This window comes from Paraburkholderia guartelaensis (assembly GCF_004353905.1).
In the GTDB taxonomy this organism is placed as follows: domain Bacteria; phylum Pseudomonadota; class Gammaproteobacteria; order Burkholderiales; family Burkholderiaceae; genus Paraburkholderia; species Paraburkholderia guartelaensis.
This window is the reverse complement of sequence record NZ_SMOD01000020.1, coordinates 34,339-52,532: the sequence shown is the minus strand read 5'-3', so window position 1 is coordinate 52,532 and position 18,194 is coordinate 34,339. Positions and strand designations below refer to the sequence as shown.

Below are 18,194 nucleotides of genomic sequence, written 5' to 3'. Positions count from 1 at the left end.
GAATCAACAAGTTATAAAAATGGCCACGGCGTAATGCGAACCATGCACGGAACGGGGGCCAGCACGACGAAATGTGCATAAGTCAAGTCTTGACTTCAGCTTATTGGCGCTATTCACATTCCCCGCAGCGCAAAGTGGCGGCGTTTTCCCGCGAAACCGGCGCTGTGCCTGGCTATCGCTCGGCGAACACGCGCCGGTACTGCACGGCCTCCGCCACGTGTGCGGCGTCGGGCATCGCGGCACCCGCGAGATCGGCGATCGTGCGCGCGACCTTGAGCACCCGGTGACGTCGCCGATTCGGCCCATATAGCTCGGGCATGTGTGAGAGCGTGGCTACATCGGTTTCAGCATCAGGAATCCGAAAGATGTTGCTTTCGCCTATGGCCTCGCGGCTGAACGCTGGCGCTTCGTCGAAACGCGCTACGCGCTCCCTATGCGCGCGTGCCGTGCCGCATGCCATGGCGAACGCGCCGCGCATTGGCCGCACGGCGCCGGTGAGCGAAAGCTCGCCTGCGAACTCCCGGTGCGCGAGCGCCGCAACCGGAAGCTGCCCGCTCGCCGCGAGAATGCCGAGCGCGATTGGCAAGTCGAAGCGGCCGGATTCCTTGGGCAAATCGGCGGGTGCGAGGTTGACGGTAATGCGCCGCACCGGGAAATCGAAGCCGCAGTTCGAGAGCGCGGCGCGCACGCGCTCGCGGCTTTCGCGCACTTCGAGATCGGGCAGCCCGACGATGGAAAACGACGGCAGTCCGTTGGCGAGATGGACTTCTACGGTGACTTCGGGCGCGCGGCCAGCAGCCGGCGCGCGGCTGCGCACCACGGCAAGCGACATGGGATTCTCCGGAAGGCTCGCATGCGGGAAGTGGCGCGCGTGGTACCAGGCTTCGGACTGAGCTTCGTACCTGCTTCGCGCGCCATGCATGCGCCAGGCTGGTGAGGCGTATGCCCCTTTACGGTTCCATTGCGATCACGCTACGGATCGCTTGCGGCGGTGCGGCCGTGGTGCTGCACTCAATTGCGCACAGGAGTGCGCAAAGAAATGATCAGGATGACTGGCTAGTCACCGGCAGCTTCTGCTCGAGCTCGGCCACGCGGCGCTCGAGTTCTTCGAGGCGCTGGCGCGTGCGCACGAGCACCTGCGTTTGCGCGTCGAATTCCTCGCGCGTGACGAGGTCCAGCTTCGAAAAGCCTTGCGACAACATTGCGCGAACATTGCGTTCGACATCGCGCGCCGGCGAGTTCTTGAGCAGATCGCTCACGCGCGACTGCAGATCATTGAATACGTCGTTAGGTTGCTTCATTCGATTCCCCTTCGCTGCACAAAAAATGTGCAAGTTTTGTTTCGCCTGTGCCCCGCGACGGATCGTGATCGATCTTGGTGCGAACTCGCAGGGCCACGGCCAGGTGTGCGCGCATCTGGTGCGCACCGCGGGCCAGTGTGCTTCGCGCTGTGGCGTGGCGGACCACTCGCAGCCGCTACGCGGCTCCCAGCGCGGCAGCGATGCCTGAGAACACTGTAGCAACGTTCCCCCCGCCACGCCACCGCGCGCACGCCACGCTGGCCGTTCGGCCAGGGCCTTGCGCGCCGCGCCCCTCAAGGCGCGGACCGGCATTGTCCACGGCTTTGGGCGCGCCTGCATCGAAGTCCGTCACGCAGGATTTCGGCACGTGGTGCAGCAAATTGGCACGGGTGTTGCTAATACTGCCCCGCGCACCGAACGACGGTTGGCTCACGGTGTGCCAGCGACGCGGCGAGGCATCACGCGCCGTTCGCCAGGCGCCCGTTGCAGAAGCAGACAAAGGAATGAAGCAAACCACAGCGAGGACTACATGAAACTCATTACAGCAATCATCAAGCCGTTCAAGCTCGATGAGGCGCGCGAAGCCCTTTCGGCGATCGGCGTTTCGGGGATCACGGTGACGGAGGTGAAAGGCTTCGGTCGCCAGAAGGGGCACACCGAGCTGTACCGCGGCGCGGAGTATGTCGTCGACTTCCTGCCGAAGGTGAAGATCGAAGCGGCCGTGGCCGACGACATCGTCGAGCAGGCCATCGAAGCAGTCGAACGCGCGGCCCGCACGGGCAAGATCGGCGACGGCAAGATTTTCGTCACCCCGATCGAACAAGTGATCCGCATCCGCACCGGCGAGACCGGCGCCGACGCGCTGTAAAGCCTAAAGAGACCGAGACAAGAGGAAAGAGGAAACCGAGATGCGCAAACTTTTGATGTCCCTGATGATGGCCGGCTCGCTGCTGGCCGGCGGGGTCGGCGCCGCGCTGGCGGACGACGCATCCGCACCCGCCGCGGCCTCCGCGCCGGCAACCGCCGCTTCGGCGCCCGATGCTTCCGCAGCCGCTCCGGCTTCGGCGCCCGCGGCCGACGCGGCTTCGGCCCCGGCAGCAGCAGCCAGCGCCCCGGCCGCCGCCGCAAGCGCCCCGGCCGACGCATCGGCTGCCGCCGCAGCCGCCGCGCCCGCCGCACCGACCGCGCCGTTCTCCGTCGATTCGTCGAAGATCAACTCGGGCGACACCGCGTGGATGCTGACCTCCACCGCGCTCGTGCTGTTCATGACGATCCCGGGCCTCGCGCTGTTCTACGGCGGCATGGTCCGCAAGAAGAACGTGCTCTCGACGCTCATGCAGAGCTTCGCGATCACCTGCGTCGTCACGGTGATCTGGACGGTGGTCGGCTACTCGATCGCGTTCACGCCGGGCGGCTCGTTCATCGGCGGCTTCTCGCGCATCTTCCTTGAGGGCATGAACTACATCAAGGGCGACAAGGCGACGACGCTCACCGTGAGCCACCTCGCGCCGACCATCCCCGAGACCGTGTACTTCGTCTATCAGATGACGTTCGCGATCATCACGCCGGCGCTCATCACCGGTGCGTTTGCCGACCGCATGAAGTTCTCGGCGATGCTCGTGTTCATGTCGCTGTGGTCGATCATCGTCTACTCGCCGATCGCGCACATGGTGTGGGAGCCGACGGGCTGGCTCGCCAGCGCCGGCATCCTCGACTTCGCGGGCGGCACGGTCGTGCACATCAACGCCGGTATCGCGGGCCTCGTGTGCTGTATCGTCCTCGGCAAGCGTGTGGGTTACGGCCGCGAAGTGATGGCGCCGCACAACCTCGTTCTTACGCTGATGGGCGCGGCCATGCTGTGGGTGGGCTGGTTCGGCTTCAACGCGGGTTCGGCAGTCGCGGCCGACGGCCGTGCCGGTTTCGCGATGCTCACGACGCAAGTCGCCACTGCCTGCGCCGCGCTCGGCTGGATGTTCGCTGAGTGGATCGCCAAGGGCAAGCCGTCGGTGCTCGGCATCGCTTCGGGCGCCGTGGCGGGTCTCGTGGCCGTGACGCCGGCATCGGGCTTCGTCGGCGTGCTGGGCGCGATCGTGATCGGCGTGGTGGCGGGCGTGGTCTGCTTCTGGTCGGCGACGTGGCTCAAGCACAAGTTCAACTATGACGACTCGCTCGACGCGTTCGGCGTGCACGGCATCGGCGGCATCATCGGCGCGCTGCTGACCGGCGTGTTCGCGGTGAAGGACATCGGCGGCGCGGATGGCAGCGTCATCCTGCAAGCCAAGGGCGTGCTCACGACCCTCATCTACAGCGGCGTGGTGAGCTTCGTCCTGCTGAAGGTGATCGACATGGTGATGGGCCTGCGCGTTTCGGAAGAAGAAGAGCGCGAAGGTCTCGACGTGGTTCTGCATGGCGAGCGCGTGGAATAAACGCGCCGCGTTAGATGGTTTGATCTAGCAGGGCAGTCAGCAGCGACCTGGGCCCGCCTTTTCGGCGGGCCCTTTTCTTTTTGGGCGCTGCGGCGCCGGGTGTGGGCTTTGCTCCCGCGGGAGGGGGAATAAGCGCCGCGCCCGCGCGTTCGCATAGTGCCCCTTCAATCCGTGTGCCCAATTGCGCCGGGCGGCGCGGGCGGTCCAGAATGGATATCCGGCGTGAATATCCGCGCGCGCGAAACGCTCGATTGACCCTACCGCGCCCAGGGATTTCATGACGGGGATTCATGAGGGCAATCCCGTCTTGCAACTGGCGCAATCGTCCCCAGATAAACGACCGGTTTCCCTACAATCAAAGCATTTCGTCCGCGAGTCACCCCTTATGGTCCCGCATCTGGTTACGGCGTTGAATGGCCCGCTCCTCGAACTGGAGCAGCGCATCCTCGACGCGACGCCGGCCATCGAGCGCTGGTTCCGCCTCGAATGGCAGGAGCACACGCCGCCGTTCTACGCCTCGGTCGACCTGCGCAACGCCGGCTTCAAGCTCGCGCCCGTCGACACCAACCTTTTTCCCGGCGCCTTCCACTGCCTGCCGCAGGAAGTGCTGCCGCTCGCCGTGCAGGCGGCCATGGCCGCCATCGAAAAGATCTGCCCGGACGCCAAGAACCTGCTGGTGATTCCGGAGATGCACACGCGCAACGCGTTCTATCTGGAGAATGTCGCACGGCTCGCCACGATCATGCGCCAGGCGGGCCTGAACGTGCGTTTCGGCACGCTCGACGACACGATCGCCGGGCCGGTCACGATCTCGCTCGCGGACGGCCAGAAGATCGTGCTCGAACCGCTCGAGCGCTCGCAGCGGCGCCTGGGCCTGAAGAACTTCGACCCGTGCTCGATCCTGCTGAACAACGATCTTTCGGCCGGCATTCCGCCCGTGCTCGAAAACCTGCACGAGCAGTACGTGCTGCCGCCGCTGCACGCGGCCTGGGCGGTGCGCCGCAAGTCCACGCACTTCTCCTGCTATGACGACGTGGCGAAGAAGTTCGCGAAGATGGTGGGCGTGGACCCGTGGATGATCAATCCGTACTTCGCACACGTGGAAGGCGTGGACTTCGAGGCGCGCACGGGCGAGGAGCAGCTCGCGACCGCCATCGACGCCGTCCTCAAGAAGATCGCGAAGAAGTACCGCGAGTACGGCATCACCGAAAAGCCCTATGTCGTCATCAAGTCCGATGCCGGCACGGACGGCCGCGGTGTGATGACGGTGCACGACGCTTCGGAGGTCGCCGCACTCACGAAGCGCGAACGTGCGAAGATGTCGGCCACGAAGGACGGGCTCGAAGTGCACGACGTGATCGTGCAGGAAGGCGTCTACACGTTCGAGCATATCGGCGACGAAGTGGCCGAGCCGGTCGTGTACATGATCGACCGCTATGTGGTGGGCGGCTTCTACCGCGCGCACGGCAGCCGCGAGCGCGACCAGAACCTGAACGCGCCGGGCATGCACTTCGTGCCGCTCGGCTTCGAGCATACGGCGCTGCCAGACACGCGCGCGAAAGCGGGTGCGGCGCCGCCGAACCGCTTTTACATGTACGGCGTGGTGGCGCGGCTCGGGTTGCTGGCGGCCTCGGTCGAGCTGGAGAAGACCGACCCCGAGGCGATCCAGGTCTGATCCGGCCGTCATCCTTCACACAATCGAACGCAGCGCCCGCCACCGTGCGGGCGTTGCCGTCATGAAAGCAGGCACCACACCCGGTGCCACGCAGCGACAAGACAGGGACTAGGCAGAGACGATATGGACATTCTCTTCATCGCCGATCCGCTCGAGCGGTTCAAGATCTACAAGGACTCGACCTACGCGATGATGGCCGAGGCCGCGAAGCGCGGCCACAGGCTCTTCGCGTGCGAGCCTCAGCATCTCGCATGGGTGAACGGCCAGGTGGAGGCCGACGTGAGGAGCTTCACGATCATCGGCGATACGGCGGACCTGCATCGCGAAACGTGGTTCGAAGCCACGCCCGATTCGCGCGCGCTCACCGGCTTTGACGCCGTCATCATGCGCAAGGACCCGCCGTTCGACATGGAGTACGTCACGTCGACGTGGCTGCTGGAAATCGCCGAGCGCGCGGGCGCGAAGATTTTCAACAAGCCGCAGTCGATTCGCGATCACTCGGAAAAGCTCGCCATCGGCGAATTCCCGCAGTTCGTCGCGCCGACACTCGTCACGCGCAGCGCGGCGCGCCTGCGCAAGTTCCACGAAGAGCACCAGGACGTGATCCTCAAGCCGCTCGACGGCATGGGCGGCATGGGCGTGTTCCGCGTGAAGGCGGACGGCATGAACCTCGGCTCGATCATCGAGATGCTGAGTCACGACGGGGCGCGCAGCGTGATGGCGCAGAAGTTCATCCCCGAAATCAAGGCCGGCGACAAGCGCATTCTGCTGATCGGCGGCGAGCCGGTGCCGTTTTCCCTCGCGCGTATTCCTCAGGGCAATGAAGTGCGCGGCAATCTGGCGGCGGGTGGACTCGGCGTCGCGCAGCCGCTTACCGCACGCGACATGGAGATTGCGAAAGCGCTCGGCCCGACGCTCGCGGCACGCGGCCTGCTGCTCGTAGGGCTCGACGCGATCGGCGACTGGCTTACCGAGGTCAATGTCACGAGCCCGACGTGTTTCCGCGAAATCATGGAGCAAACGGGTTTCGACGTGGCCGCCATGTTCATCGACGCGCTGGAGCGCGCGGCGGCCTGAATCTGGCCCGAGTTCGGCTTCGAAGCGGGGAACGGACGCATTTGAATCCCGCACCTGGTGCGCGGACTTGAAAGCCTCGCGTATGGCTGCATTTGCCGGATGTGGGCGCCTTGCAGGGCAGGCGCCCCATCGAGACCCTGGCTGGCCGGCACTTTCGGACCACGAAAGGTCGAGCGAGCACGCGGAGCCTGTGAATGGCGCGCGACAACTGTCGCCGCTGTGAGCAAAACCGCCTCGCGTGCGCGAAAATGACCCTGCTACAATGCCGCGAGCTCGCGTTCCGGGCTGGCAAGCGGGCGTCGACAAGACGCTTTGGCTGCCGCGCGGCGCGTGTTCCGACCCTGCGAGCTCACGGCTGGCTGCGGGGTTGGCGCTGCAGGACGCGATCTACGGGGTCGTCCGAGCATCAACCGGAGCCGTTTTTTGCAGTCAAGCTGACATGGCAGGGATTCTGATCATTGCGCACGCACCGCTCGCCACCGCGCTACGCGAGTGCATCGCGCATATCTATGGCGGTTGTCCGGCGCGCATCGGCGCGCTCGACGTGCTCCCCGACAGCGACCCGGCTGAAGTGGTCGCCAAGGCGAATTCGGAAATCGAGCGCCTGCGCGAAGACAACGGCGCGCTCGTGCTGACCGACATGTTCGGCGCCACGCCTTCGAACATCGCGGCGCGGCTCGCCACGGTGCCCGAGGTGCGCGTGCTGGCCGGCGTGAATCTGCCGATGCTGGTGCGGGCCGTGTGCTACCGTGCAACGCCGCTCGACACGCTCGTCGAAAAGGCGCTGGCCGGCGCGAGCAAGGGCGTCCAGACCATCGGACCGACCATGCCGCCCGTTGCGCCCGCGAGCGAATGCGGCTGCCCGCCCACGCCCTGCACCGAAGCCGCTGCCGACACGACAAAGCAAGCCGCGAATCCGGTAGCCGGTCAGAGCGCAAGTCAGCCAGCCACAGCGACCCGAGGTGCGGCTTGCACCGGCGGCGTTGCGGCGGGCGTGTTCCGGCCGGCTGGCAGCACCTGAACCGGCCGCGCGCCACCGAAAGCCAGAAACAAGGCACACCGAAAGTACCCAGTCTCACTTCCACACACTGCGTCCGGATCGACCTATGCTGCAACAAGAAACGACCATCGTGAACAAACTCGGCCTGCACGCGCGGGCGTCGGCGAAGCTGACGCAACTCGCAGGCAACTATCAGGCGGAAATCTGGATGAGCCGCAACGGCCGCCGCATCAACGCCAAGAGCATCATGGGGGTCATGATGCTGGCGGCAGGCATCGGCAGCACGGTGATGATCGAAACCGAAGGCCCGGACGAGGCCGACGCCATGAGCGCGCTGCTCAAGCTGATCGCCGATAAGTTCGGCGAAGGCCAGTAATACGCGCGTGGTCATTGCGCCTTGCTCGGAACGCCGCGGTTTGCCGCGGCGTTTTTGTTTGTGGGCGGCGACTGCTGCACAAGGCCGCAGTTATGCGCGGACAGGTGCGCATGGCCACATTCCGCCGCGCTGGAATTTATAATCATCGCCGGGGTCTGAGAGAGCGCATTGCAGCGGTTTGCCGCAGCATCAAATAACCAGAGGAGGTGCGCGTGCCGTTCACGCTGCATGGAATTCCCGTATCACGCGGTATAGCCATCGGGCGAGCGTATCTGATCGCCCCGGCTGCACTCGACGTCGACCATTACCTCATCGAGCACGCGCAGATCGAAGACGAAATCGAACGTTTTCGCGCGGCGCTCCAGGCCGTGGAGCATGAGCTCGACGCGCTGCGCGCCGACCTCGCCGCCGACGCCCCTTCTGAAATGGGCGCATTTATCGGCGTTCACCTCATGATCCTGAACGACGTGATGCTCGTTCAGGAAACCATTGATCTCATCCGCACGCGCCGCTTCAATGTGGAGTGGGCGCTTACCGAACAGCTCGAACGCCTTTCGCGTCACTTCGACGACGTGGAGGACGAGTACCTGCGCGAGCGCAAGGCCGATATCGAGCAGGTCGTGGAGCGCGTGCTGAAGTCGCTCGCGGGCGCCATGCCCCCTTCGCTGCACGGCGGCTGCGACGAGATGATCGTCGTCGCACACGACATCGCGCCTGCCGACATGCTGCAGTTCAAGGGGCAAACCTTCCAGGGCTTCGTCACCGATCTGGGCGGGCGCACCTCGCACACGGCCATCGTCGCGCGCAGCCTCGGTATTCCGGCGGCGGTGGGCGTGCAGCAGGCGAGCGCGCTGATCCGTCAGGACGATCTCATCATCGTCGACGGCGACCATGGCGTCGTAATCGTCGATCCCGCGCCCATCGTGCTCGAGGAGTACACCTACCGGCAAAGCGAGATGGCGCTCGAGCGGCGCAAGCTGCAGCGCCTGAAGTTCTCGCCGACGCAAACGCTGTGCGGCGCGAAGATCCAGCTCTACGCGAACATCGAGTTGCCCGACGACGCACAGGCCGCACTCGACTCGGGCGCGACGGGCGTGGGCCTCTTTCGCACCGAGTTCCTGTTCATGAACCACAAGAACCACTTGCCGGAGGAGGACGAGCAGTTCGCCGCCTACCGCCGCGCGGTGGAGCTCATGAACGGGCTGCCGGTGACGATCCGCACGATCGACGTCGGCGCGGACAAGCCGCTCGACGCCATGAATGCCGGCGACGGTTACGAGACGGCCGCAAATCCGGCGCTCGGTCTGCGCGCGATCCGCTGGAGCCTGTCCGAGCCGCAGATGTTCCTCACGCAGCTGCGGGCGATCCTGCGCGCCTCGGCGTTCGGTTCGGTCAAGATTCTGATTCCGATGCTCGCGCACGCGCAGCAGATCGACCAGACGCTCGACCTGATCCGCGAGGCGAAGCGTCAGCTCGACGACGCCGGGCTCGCCTACGATCCCAACATCCAGATTGGCGCGATGATCGAGATTCCGGCGGCGGCGCTCGCGTTGCCGATGTTCCTGCGCCGCCTCGACTTCCTCTCGATCGGCACCAACGATCTGATCCAGTACGCGCTCGCCATCGACCGGGCCGACAATGCGGTGGCCGACCTGTACGATCCGCTGCATCCGGCCGTGCTGCAGCTGATCGCGCATACGCTGCGCGAGGCGAAGCGCGCGGGCGTGCCGGTTTCGGTGTGCGGAGAGATGGCGGGCGACCCGTCGTTCACGCGCTTGCTGCTTGGCATGGGCCTCACCGAGTTTTCGATGCACCCGAGCCAGTTGCTCGTGGTGAAGCAGGAGATCTTGCGCTCGCAGCTCAAGACGCTGGAAAAACCGGTGGCGGAGGTGCTGGCCGCATACGAACCCGAAGAATTGCAGGCCGCGCTGCAGCGTGTGGCGCAGGCCTGAACGTCCACATACACGCACGCGAAATAAAAAAAGCCCCGGCATGTCCGGGGCTTTTTTCTGTGTTGGCTCACGCGGGCTTCAGGCGTGCCGATGACGCTCGCCGCACACCGGGCAATCCGGCTGCCGCGCCACGCGCATCGTGTTCCACTCCATGCGCAGCGAGTCGAGCATCATGAGCCGCCCGACGAGCGTCTCGCCGATACCGCCGATCACGCGCAGCGCCTCGGCAGCCTGCATCGCACCAATGATGCCGACCGTGGGCGCGAACACGCCCATCGTCGAGCACGCCACTTCCTCGAATGGCTGATCTTCGGGAAACACGCAGGCGTAGCAGGGCGACGCGTCGTCGCGGAAGTCGAACGTGCTGATCTGCCCGTCGAAACGCAACGCCGCGCCCGAGACGAGCGGCACACCGTGCTTCACGCACGCGCGGTTGATGGCGTGGCGCGTGGCGAAGTTGTCGGTGCAGTCGAGCACGACCGTCGCGCCCGGCACCTGCGCGTCGAGCCACGCATCGTCGATGCGTGCTTGCAGCGCGTTCACCTTTACCTCGGGATTCAGGCGCGCGATGGCGTCGCGGCCCGACTCGACCTTCGCGTGGCCGACCGACGCCGTCTCGTGCATGATCTGCCGCTGCAGGTTGGTGAGGTCGACGGTGTCGTTGTCGACGAGCGTAAGCGTGCCCACGCCCGAGGCCGCGAGATACATCGCCGCCGGCGACCCCAGGCCGCCCGCGCCCACGACGATCGCATGCGCGTCGATAAAGCGCTGCTGCGCCTCGATGCCGATCTCGTCGACGAGGATATGGCGGGAATAGCGAAGGAGTTGGTCGTCGTTCATCGCGATGCGCTTGTTCGATGGCGCTGCGATGGACCTCGAGAGCCTGGATGGCCCTGAATAGGGGAGCGCGCGCCGGGGAAAGACAGTGCCGTTATTGTAACGACGCCAGCGGCTGGATGAGGGGCGGCCTCGCGACCGGCGCACGAGGCGCACGGGTCGCGAGGCGGTACGGCGTGTTACTTCGCCGGTGCCGGAGCGGAGGCCGGCGCGGCAGCGGAGCCCGGAGCCGGCGCCATGATGAGCGCGCCCGGCTTCACGGCGATCGGCGCGGAAGCCGAGGTCGGCGGCTTCTGCTGGGCGAGGCGGCGCTCCATCGGCGACTTCGATTCGGCCACCGGCTTGCCCTGGAGCTTGTTCAGCGCCTGCTGGAGCATGAAGTCGTCGGTGGAGCCGAACTCGACCGGCTTGCGCTCGCGATCCTTCTGGCGCTGCTCCGGCGTCTTCTTGTCGTTCTGCTCTTCGAGCTGACGCAGCATGTCCATGCGCTCCTGCTCGCGCACTTCCTGCTCCTTCTTCTCGTCCGGATCCTGCGTGTTGGCGAGGTGGTTCTGGTAGTCCACTTCGCGCGTGACGAGTGCGTCGTCCGGATCGCCGTCGGCGTACTGGTCGACCGCGATATCAGGACGGATGCCCTTGTTCTGGATCGAGCGGCCGCTCGGCGTGTAGTAGTACGCCGTGGTCAGACGCAGTGCCGTGTCGGCCGTCATCGGGCGCACGGTCTGCACCGAGCCCTTGCCGAACGTCGTCTTGCCGACGATGAGCGCACGCTTGGAGTCTTGCAGCGCGCCAGCGACGATTTCCGAAGCCGACGCCGAGTAGGCGTTGGTCAGCACGACCATCGGCACGGTCTTGAACTCGGCTGCCTCGCCCTTGAGCGGGTCGCCGTCGAACGACGGCAGGCGGTAGTTCTCGTAGGTGTCGCGGTAGACCTGCTTCGAGTCCGGGATCTGGCCGTTCGTCGAGACGACGACCGAATCCGGCGGCAGGAACGCGCCCGCCACGCCCACGGCGCTTTGCAGCAGACCGCCGCCGTTGTTGCGCAGGTCGAGGATGATGCCCTTGAGGTTCGGCTCCTGGCGCGCGATATCTTGCAGCTTCTGGGCGAGGTCGGGGACCGTGCGCTCCTGGAAGCTCGTGATGCGGATATACGCGTAGCCCGGCTGCAGGATCTTCGACTTCACGCTCTGCACCTTGATGATGGCGCGCGTGATGGTGAGCGGGAAGGTGCGGTCGTCGGTCTTGCGGAAGATCGTGAGCGTGACCTTGGTGCCCGGGTCGCCGCGCATCTGCTTGACCGCCTGGTCGAGCGTCATGCCGCGCACCGGTTTGTCGTTGATGCGCGTGATGAGGTCGCCCGGACGGATGCCGGCGCGGTACGCGGGCGTGTCTTCGATCGGCGAGATCACCTTGATCAGGCCGTCTTCCGACGAGATTTCGATGCCGAGGCCCGCGAAGCGACCCTTGGTCTGCTCCTGAAGCTCCTGGTAATCGGTCTTGTCGAGATATGACGAGTGCGGGTCGAGGCTCGACACCATGCCCTTGATGGCGGCGGTGAGGAGCTTCTTGTCGTCTACCGGCACGACATACTCATGCTTGATTTGACCAAAAACTTCGGCGAAGAGCCTCAGCTGGTCGAGCGGCAGCGGTTCTACGACCGTCTGCTGGGTTTGCTGCGCCTCGGCGGAAATCTGCAGGGTGGCAAATACGCCGGTCGCGAGGCCAGCGGCGATCAGGCCGATGTTTTTCAGGTTCTTTCGCATAGAGTATGTTGCGTGCGGTCGAAAAGGCGCGTGGCAGCGTCTATTGGAAAAGCGACGGACAAGTATAACTGCACACCCGCCGTGGCTGTGTATATGGCGCGTACGATGGGACTAAGACAGTGCTGCAGCCGCCAGGTTCGCAAACCGTGTGCCGTAATTTTGCTTGTGGCGCGGGGCTGGCAGAGCGCTGGCAATCCTGCCAGGCAGGCCCAATAAAACGCAGAAAAGGGGAATGTGCAACGAATTTTCAGCGCGGCCAGAGTGCCGGGGCGAAGCCGCTCGGCGCCCGCGTGACGGGAAGGCGCGGCCCGCGGACAGGCCGCCGGCCCGACGGACCGGCGGCTGCCTGAATCAACAAGGCACGGCCGGGATGCGGCCGATGAGGGGAGGCACTAAGCCTCAGCCCGCCTTCTTGCCCTGGTTCGCAACGGCGGCTTGCGCCTTCGCGATGGCTTCGGCGTCGCCCAGATAGTAGTGCGTGATGGGCTTGAGGTTCTCGTCCAGCTCATAGACGAGCGGCACGCCGTTCGGGATGTTCAGGCCGACGATGTCGTCATCCGAGATGTTGTCGAGGTACTTCACGAGCGCGCGGATCGAATTGCCGTGCGCGGCGATCACCACCTTCTTGCCCGCCTTGATGGCCGGCGCGATCGACTCGTTCCAGATCGGCAGCACGCGCGCGACGGTGTCCTTCAGGCACTCGGTGAGCGGCAATTGCTCGCGCGGCACCTTGGCGTAGCGCGGGTCGTTGTATGCCGTGCGCGAATCGGTCGGCTCGAGCGCCGGCGGCGGCGTGTCGTAGCTGCGACGCCAGACCAGCACTTGCTCGTCGCCGAACTTCTCGGCCGTTTCAGCCTTGTTCAGGCCCGAAAGCGCGCCGTAGTGCCGCTCGTTCAGACGCCACGAGTGGACGACGGGCAGGTACATCTGGTCCATCTGGTCCTGCACGTGCCAGAGCGTGCGGATCGCGCGCTTGAGCACCGAGGTGTAGGCGATGTCGAACGTGTAGCCGGACTCCTTGAGCAGCTGGCCTGCCTGCTGCGCTTCGCGGTTGCCCTGCTCGGTGAGGTCGACGTCCACCCAGCCGGTGAAGCGGTTTTCCTTGTTCCACGTCGATTCGCCGTGGCGGATGAGTACGAGTTTGTACATGAGGATGCCGGTCGGTAGTGAAGGAAGCGGTAATCGGGGACGGGAGGCTCAACGCGGCAGCAACGCCATGGCGGCGGTCCAGTCCGGCGGGATGCACGCCCGGGCTGGGGGGCGGTAACCCTGCGACAAACGGTTATTTTATAATGAGCGGATTGTCCGAATCCGATTTCGCACGATTTCTCCGACTTTCCCTTTTTCCGGCGGACCCTCCGTGACGTTCTTCACCAATTACATCAACCTTGTACTCATCGCGATCGTCCTCATCTCAGGAGGGTTGCTCCTGTGGCCGACGCTCAAACGCGGCGGCCGCGGCGGCGTTTCCACCGCCGAGGCGACGCAGCTCATCAACCGCCGCAACGCGGTGGTGGTCGACCTGCGTCCCGCGGGTGAATTCGCAAAAGGCCATCTGCCCTCGGCGCGCCAGGTTGAATTCGGCGAACTCGAGACGAAGATCGGCCAGCTCGTGAAGAACAAGAGCAACCCGGTGTTGCTGGTCTGCCAGACGGGCCAGCAGTCGCACAAGGCGCTGCGCCTCGTGAAGGACGCCGGTTTTGCCGAAGTCCACGTGCTGGACGGCGGCGTGAACGCCTGGCAGCAGGCCGGAATGCCGGTCGTGAAACAAGGAGGTTCGAAGTGAGCAAAGTGGTCATGTACAGCACCCAGGTGTGCCCGTATTGCCAGATGGCCGAGCGTCTTTTAAAGTCGCGCGGCGTCGAGCATATCGAGAAAGTGCTGATCGACCGGGACCCGGCGCGGCGCGAAGAGATGATGACGCGCACCGGCCGGCGTACCGTGCCGCAGGTTTTCATCGGCGAGACGCACGTGGGCGGTTACGATGACCTCTCCGCCCTCGACCGTGCGGGCGGCTTGACGCCGCTGCTCGAAGCCGCCTGAGGTTACAGGCGCTTCAAAGCCTGATTTGCAGTCCGATAGCCGTGCGGCCTCGGTCCGCAGGCGGGCTGCGCAGCGTGACGGACCGACGCAGGGTTTCGGCCCGCGCGAGCCAGTGAGGCTTGCGCGGGCCTGTTGCCGTTCATTGCCGTAGCGCGGCGCATTTTCGCGACTTTGAGAGGTCGCGATCGTGCCGCCGCAATCCATTCAATCAGGGAAGCCATACACCATGTCTGACGAGAACAACCAGCCGTTCTTCAACATCCAGCGCATTTACCTCAAGGACATGTCGCTCGAGCAGCCGAATTCGCCGGCCATCTTCCTTGAGCAGGACATGCCTTCGGTCGAAGTAGAAGTCGACGTCAAGGCCGAGCGCCTTGCTGATACGGTGTTCGAGATCATCGTCACCGGCACCGTCACGGCCAAGGTCAAGGACAAGGTTGCGTTCCTGATCGAAGCCAAGCAAGCCGGCATTTTCGACATCCGCAACATCCCGGCCGAACAGGTCGATCCGCTCGTTGGCATCGCATGCCCGACCATCCTGTTCCCGTACCTGCGCTCGAACATCGCCGACGCGATCACGCGCGCGGGCTTCCCGCCGATCCACCTGGCCGAAATCAACTTCCAGGCGCTCTACGAGCAACGCCTGCAGCAACTCGCCCAGCAAGACGGCGCAAGCAGCGCGACGCACTAAAGCGTAAGTTGATCGTTTCCACGAACTACCGGTGCGGAGTATCGGAATGAACATCGCCGTTCTCGGCGCCGGAGCGTGGGGCACCGCGCTGGCGGGGCATCTCGCCCAGGCGCATCACACGCTGTTGTGGGCGCGCGATGGCGCGCTCGTCGACACCTTGCGCAAGACGCACGAAAACGCCCGCTACCTCGCGGGCGTCGCGCTGCCCAAGACTCTCGAATACGAAACGGATCTCGCCGCCGCGCTCGACCACGCGTCGGGCGAGGCGGATCTCGTCGTGCTCGCCACGCCCGTTGCGGGCCTGCGCGGCATGCTCTGCACACTGCGCGACATGGGGCGCGTGCCCGCCCACTTCGTCTGGCTCTGCAAGGGCTTCGAAGCGCAAACGCAGTTGATGCCGCATCAGGTCGTGGCGGCCGAGCTGCCGGGCCACGCGAGCAACGGCGTGCTTTCAGGGCCGAGCTTCGCACGCGAAGTCGGCGAGGGCCTGCCCGTCGCGTTGACGGTCGCGAGCGCCTCCGCCGCTTGCCGCGAGCGCACGCTCGCCGCGTTCCATCACCGCGCGATGCGCATCTATACCGGCGACGACGTGGTCGGCGTGGAGGTGGGCGGCGCGGTCAAGAACGTGCTCGCGATCGCGACCGGCATCGCGGATGGCCTGGGCCTCGGCCTGAACGCACGCGCGGCGCTCATCACGCGCGGCCTCGCTGAAATGACGCGCCTTGGCGTGACGCTCGGTGGGCGCGCCGAGACCTTCACGGGACTGACCGGCCTCGGCGACCTCATTCTCACCGCCACGGGCGACCTCTCGCGCAACCGCACCGTGGGCAAGCAGCTCGCGAGCGGGCGCACACTCGACGACATCCTCGGCGCACTCGGCCATGTGGCCGAAGGCGTGCGCTGCGCGCAGGCCGTGCTGGCGCTCGCGCGCGCGCATGGCATCGACATGCCGATCACCCAGGCGGTATGTGCCGTGCTGTTCGACGGTGTTACGCCGCGCGACGCCGTGAGCGCGCTGCTCCGGCGCGACGCGAAAGCGGAGTAGGGCGCTTCGGTCCTGCTGCGCGTTGCATGAAGCCCGCTCGCTCTAAGTGAGAGCGAAGTGAGTGCTAAAGCGCCAACTCCGGATCGCCAGGAGGACCGTATGCTGACCATCGGAAACTGCCGTATTGAAGCGCAGGCCGTCGACATCACCACGTTGAAGGTCGACGCGATCGTCAACGCCGCGAACGAATCGCTGCTCGGCGGCGGCGGCGTGGACGGCGCGATTCATCGCGCCGCCGGGCCGGATCTGCTGCGCGAATGCGAGACGCTGAACGGCTGCCCGACCGGCGACGCCAAAATCACCGGCGGCTATCGCCTTCCCGCAAAACACGTCATCCATACCGTGGGCCCCGTCTGGTACGGCGGCGGCCGTGACGAAGCGCATCTGCTCGCTTCCTGCTACCGGCGCTCGCTCGAGTGCGCGCGCGAGGCAGGCGTGACGAGCATCGCGTTTCCAGCAATCAGTTGCGGCGTCTACCGTTTTCCTGCCGACGACGCCGTGACAATCGCCGCCGCGACCGTGATCGACGAGCTGTCCAAATATCCGACGCTCGAGCACGTGATCTTCGCGTGCTTCGACAATGCGATGCTCACGCGCTATGAGCGTGAGCTGGCGGCGCGCGGCAAGTCGTAGGGCAACGCGGTACAACGCACCCGCCTCATTCGCCGCCTTCGAACCCCGCCTGACGCCACGCTTCGAACACCACGACCGCAACCGTGTTCGAGAGATTCAGGCTGCGATTGCCGGGCCGCATCGGCAGGCGCACGCGCTGCGGCGTGTCGAACCGCTCGAGCACAGCGTCGGGCAGGCCGCGCGTTTCCGCACCGAACACGAACCAGTCGCCCGGCTGGAACGCATGCGCATGAAAGCGGCCCGATCCGCGCGTCGTGAACGCGAACATCCGCGAGGGGTCCGGTGCTTCTTTGGCGATGAAGGCATCCCAGTCGGCGTGCACGTGCATCTGCGCGTACTCGTGGTAATCGAGGCCCGCGCGGCGCAGTTTTGCGTCGTCGAGGGGAAAGCCGAGCGGTTCGATCAGATGAAGCCGTGCACCCGTGTTCGCGCACAGGCGGATCACGTTGCCGGTGTTCGGCGGGATTTCGGGTTCGACGAGAACGACGTTGAACATGACGATGAAACTCTCTCGATGTCTTGAATAGTGTGAGGCCGATCAGTCCTTCGGCGTGCGCAGCGCGACGAAATTGGTCACGCGCCGTGCGCCGGCGGCCTTGAGCGTATGCGCGAGCGCGTCGAGCGTGGCGCCCGAGGTCATCACATCGTCGACTACGCCCACATGCTGGCCGCTGAGCGGCCGCGTGAGTACGAACGCGCGGGCGACGTTGCGGCGGCGCGTGTCGCGATCGAGCTTCGATTGCGGCGCCGTATGCAGGACGCGTCGTACGAGCGTGGCGTCTGCGTGCGTGCCCAAGCGGCGCGCGAGCGGCCGCGCGATCTGCCAGGCCTGGTTGTAGCCGCGCTCGATCAGGCGTTCGCGCGAGAGCGGCACCGGCACGACGATCTCGGGCATACCGTGCTCATCGCACATATCTTGTGCGGCCAGCGCGAGGCGTCGAGCAAATTCCTCGCCGAGCGCCAGGCGCGCGCGAAACTTCAGGCCCCGCGCGAGCAGGTCGAGCGGCGCGCGATAGTCGGCGAGCGCGAGCGTGGCGTCGAATGCGGGCGGCGCGTCGGTGCAGGCCTCGCAGCGGTAGCGTGCGCCCCCCGCTGCACCGCGCCTGTGCGCGAGCGGCATCGCGCAAACCGTGCAGCGCAGGCGCGGCTCGTTCCAGTACGCCGCGTCGCAGCACACACAGAGCGAGGCTCGCGACAAATTGCCGCATAATGGGCACAGATTGGGCAGCACGAAGTGCGCAAGCTGTGACGGCAGCCCCCGTGCTTTTCGACAAACGCGCGCAACGCCCGCAAGACGAGTGCGGATCGAAGCGGGCGGTGTGAGACGCGTTGCATTGCGTGTCTCACGTGAAGAAGGGCGCGGTGGCATCGAAGG

Annotated in this window: 19 protein-coding genes and 1 pseudogene; 13 read left to right on the top strand and 7 right to left on the bottom strand. The window is 65.5% G+C overall.

The window, feature by feature from the left end:
- Positions 1 to 193: 193 nt before the first annotated feature.
- Both E1N52_RS44175 and E1N52_RS24605 read right to left on the bottom strand, forming a co-directional pair.
- Positions 194 to 832 (bottom strand): annotated as a pseudogene (locus E1N52_RS44175) (magnesium chelatase domain-containing protein); the annotation flags it as partial.
- A gap of 211 nt (positions 833 to 1,043) precedes the next feature.
- Positions 1,044 to 1,301: an accessory factor UbiK family protein gene (locus E1N52_RS24605; protein WP_028201802.1), complete on the bottom strand. Its 258-nt coding sequence runs from the start codon at positions 1,299 to 1,301 to the stop codon at positions 1,044 to 1,046.
- A 64-nt stretch (positions 1,302 to 1,365) separates the two neighbouring features.
- On the opposite strand from E1N52_RS24605, the gene E1N52_RS44170 reads away from it, so the two are divergent.
- From E1N52_RS44170 to ptsP, 8 genes are all read left to right on the top strand, one after another.
- A complete protein-coding gene (locus tag E1N52_RS44170) occupies positions 1,366 to 1,509 on the top strand; it encodes a hypothetical protein (protein WP_165979439.1) in 144 nt (47 codons plus the stop codon).
- A 321-nt stretch (positions 1,510 to 1,830) separates the two neighbouring features.
- Complete coding sequence (locus E1N52_RS24600) at positions 1,831 to 2,169, top strand: P-II family nitrogen regulator (protein WP_028201804.1); 339 nt, start codon at positions 1,831 to 1,833, stop codon at positions 2,167 to 2,169.
- Positions 2,170 to 2,209: 40 nt separating this feature from the next.
- Positions 2,210 to 3,727 carry an ammonium transporter gene (locus tag E1N52_RS24595; RefSeq protein WP_133185331.1) on the top strand — a complete coding sequence of 506 codons (1,518 nt, stop codon included), beginning with the start codon at positions 2,210 to 2,212 and terminating at the stop codon, positions 3,725 to 3,727.
- 385 nt (positions 3,728 to 4,112) lie between these two features.
- Positions 4,113 to 5,402 carry a glutamate--cysteine ligase gene (gene gshA / locus E1N52_RS24590; RefSeq protein WP_133185330.1) on the top strand — a complete coding sequence of 430 codons (1,290 nt, stop codon included), beginning with the start codon at positions 4,113 to 4,115 and terminating at the stop codon, positions 5,400 to 5,402.
- A gap of 123 nt (positions 5,403 to 5,525) precedes the next feature.
- On the top strand, positions 5,526 to 6,479 hold the full coding sequence (gshB, locus tag E1N52_RS24585; RefSeq protein WP_133185329.1) for a glutathione synthase: 954 nt from the start codon (positions 5,526 to 5,528) through the stop codon (positions 6,477 to 6,479).
- Positions 6,480 to 6,918: 439 nt separating this feature from the next.
- Positions 6,919 to 7,500 carry a PTS sugar transporter subunit IIA gene (locus E1N52_RS24580; RefSeq protein WP_133185328.1) on the top strand — a complete coding sequence of 194 codons (582 nt, stop codon included), beginning with the start codon at positions 6,919 to 6,921 and terminating at the stop codon, positions 7,498 to 7,500.
- 85 nt (positions 7,501 to 7,585) lie between these two features.
- Positions 7,586 to 7,855 (top strand): HPr family phosphocarrier protein, encoded by a 270-nt coding sequence (locus tag E1N52_RS24575; RefSeq protein ID WP_028201809.1) that lies wholly within the window; start codon positions 7,586 to 7,588, stop codon positions 7,853 to 7,855.
- 212 nt (positions 7,856 to 8,067) lie between these two features.
- On the top strand, positions 8,068 to 9,807 hold the full coding sequence (gene ptsP / locus E1N52_RS24570) for a phosphoenolpyruvate--protein phosphotransferase (RefSeq protein ID WP_133185327.1): 1,740 nt from the start codon (positions 8,068 to 8,070) through the stop codon (positions 9,805 to 9,807).
- A gap of 78 nt (positions 9,808 to 9,885) precedes the next feature.
- On the opposite strand, the gene E1N52_RS24565 is transcribed toward ptsP, so the two are convergent.
- From E1N52_RS24565 to gpmA, 3 genes are all read right to left on the bottom strand, one after another.
- On the bottom strand, positions 9,886 to 10,647 hold the full coding sequence (locus tag E1N52_RS24565; protein ID WP_133185326.1) for a HesA/MoeB/ThiF family protein: 762 nt from the start codon (positions 10,645 to 10,647) through the stop codon (positions 9,886 to 9,888).
- Positions 10,648 to 10,823: 176 nt separating this feature from the next.
- Positions 10,824 to 12,407: a S41 family peptidase gene (locus E1N52_RS24560; RefSeq protein WP_133185325.1), complete on the bottom strand. Its 1,584-nt coding sequence runs from the start codon at positions 12,405 to 12,407 to the stop codon at positions 10,824 to 10,826.
- 399 nt (positions 12,408 to 12,806) lie between these two features.
- Positions 12,807 to 13,556 carry a 2,3-diphosphoglycerate-dependent phosphoglycerate mutase gene (gpmA, locus tag E1N52_RS24555; protein WP_133185324.1) on the bottom strand — a complete coding sequence of 250 codons (750 nt, stop codon included), beginning with the start codon at positions 13,554 to 13,556 and terminating at the stop codon, positions 12,807 to 12,809.
- A 211-nt stretch (positions 13,557 to 13,767) separates the two neighbouring features.
- Here gpmA and E1N52_RS24550 point away from each other — a divergent pair, with 211 nt between their 5' ends.
- From E1N52_RS24550 to E1N52_RS24530, 5 genes are all read left to right on the top strand, one after another.
- Positions 13,768 to 14,193, top strand: a complete 426-nt coding sequence (locus E1N52_RS24550; RefSeq protein ID WP_042270087.1) for a rhodanese-like domain-containing protein — start codon at positions 13,768 to 13,770, stop codon at positions 14,191 to 14,193.
- A complete protein-coding gene (gene grxC / locus E1N52_RS24545; protein WP_133185323.1) occupies positions 14,190 to 14,450 on the top strand; it encodes a glutaredoxin 3 in 261 nt (86 codons plus the stop codon). The genes E1N52_RS24550 and grxC overlap by 4 nt, the downstream gene beginning before the upstream one ends.
- A 226-nt stretch (positions 14,451 to 14,676) precedes the next feature.
- A complete protein-coding gene (gene secB / locus E1N52_RS24540; protein WP_133185322.1) occupies positions 14,677 to 15,141 on the top strand; it encodes a protein-export chaperone SecB in 465 nt (154 codons plus the stop codon).
- Between the two features lie 46 nt (positions 15,142 to 15,187).
- Positions 15,188 to 16,186, top strand: coding sequence for an NAD(P)H-dependent glycerol-3-phosphate dehydrogenase (locus tag E1N52_RS24535; RefSeq protein WP_133185321.1), 999 nt, complete (start codon positions 15,188 to 15,190; stop codon positions 16,184 to 16,186).
- A 99-nt stretch (positions 16,187 to 16,285) separates the two neighbouring features.
- The gene (locus E1N52_RS24530) at positions 16,286 to 16,819 is read left to right on the top strand and encodes an O-acetyl-ADP-ribose deacetylase (protein WP_133185320.1); all 534 of its coding nucleotides are present in this window, start codon (positions 16,286 to 16,288) and stop codon (positions 16,817 to 16,819) included.
- Positions 16,820 to 16,844: 25 nt separating this feature from the next.
- Here E1N52_RS24530 and trmL read toward each other — a convergent pair whose 3' ends face one another.
- A complete protein-coding gene (trmL, locus tag E1N52_RS24525) occupies positions 16,845 to 17,315 on the bottom strand; it encodes a tRNA (uridine(34)/cytosine(34)/5-carboxymethylaminomethyluridine(34)-2'-O)-methyltransferase TrmL (protein WP_133185319.1) in 471 nt (156 codons plus the stop codon).
- Between the two features lie 42 nt (positions 17,316 to 17,357).
- Positions 17,358 to 18,188 (bottom strand): ComF family protein, encoded by an 831-nt coding sequence (locus E1N52_RS24520; protein ID WP_133185318.1) that lies wholly within the window; start codon positions 18,186 to 18,188, stop codon positions 17,358 to 17,360.
- Positions 18,189 to 18,194 lie beyond the last annotated feature (6 nt).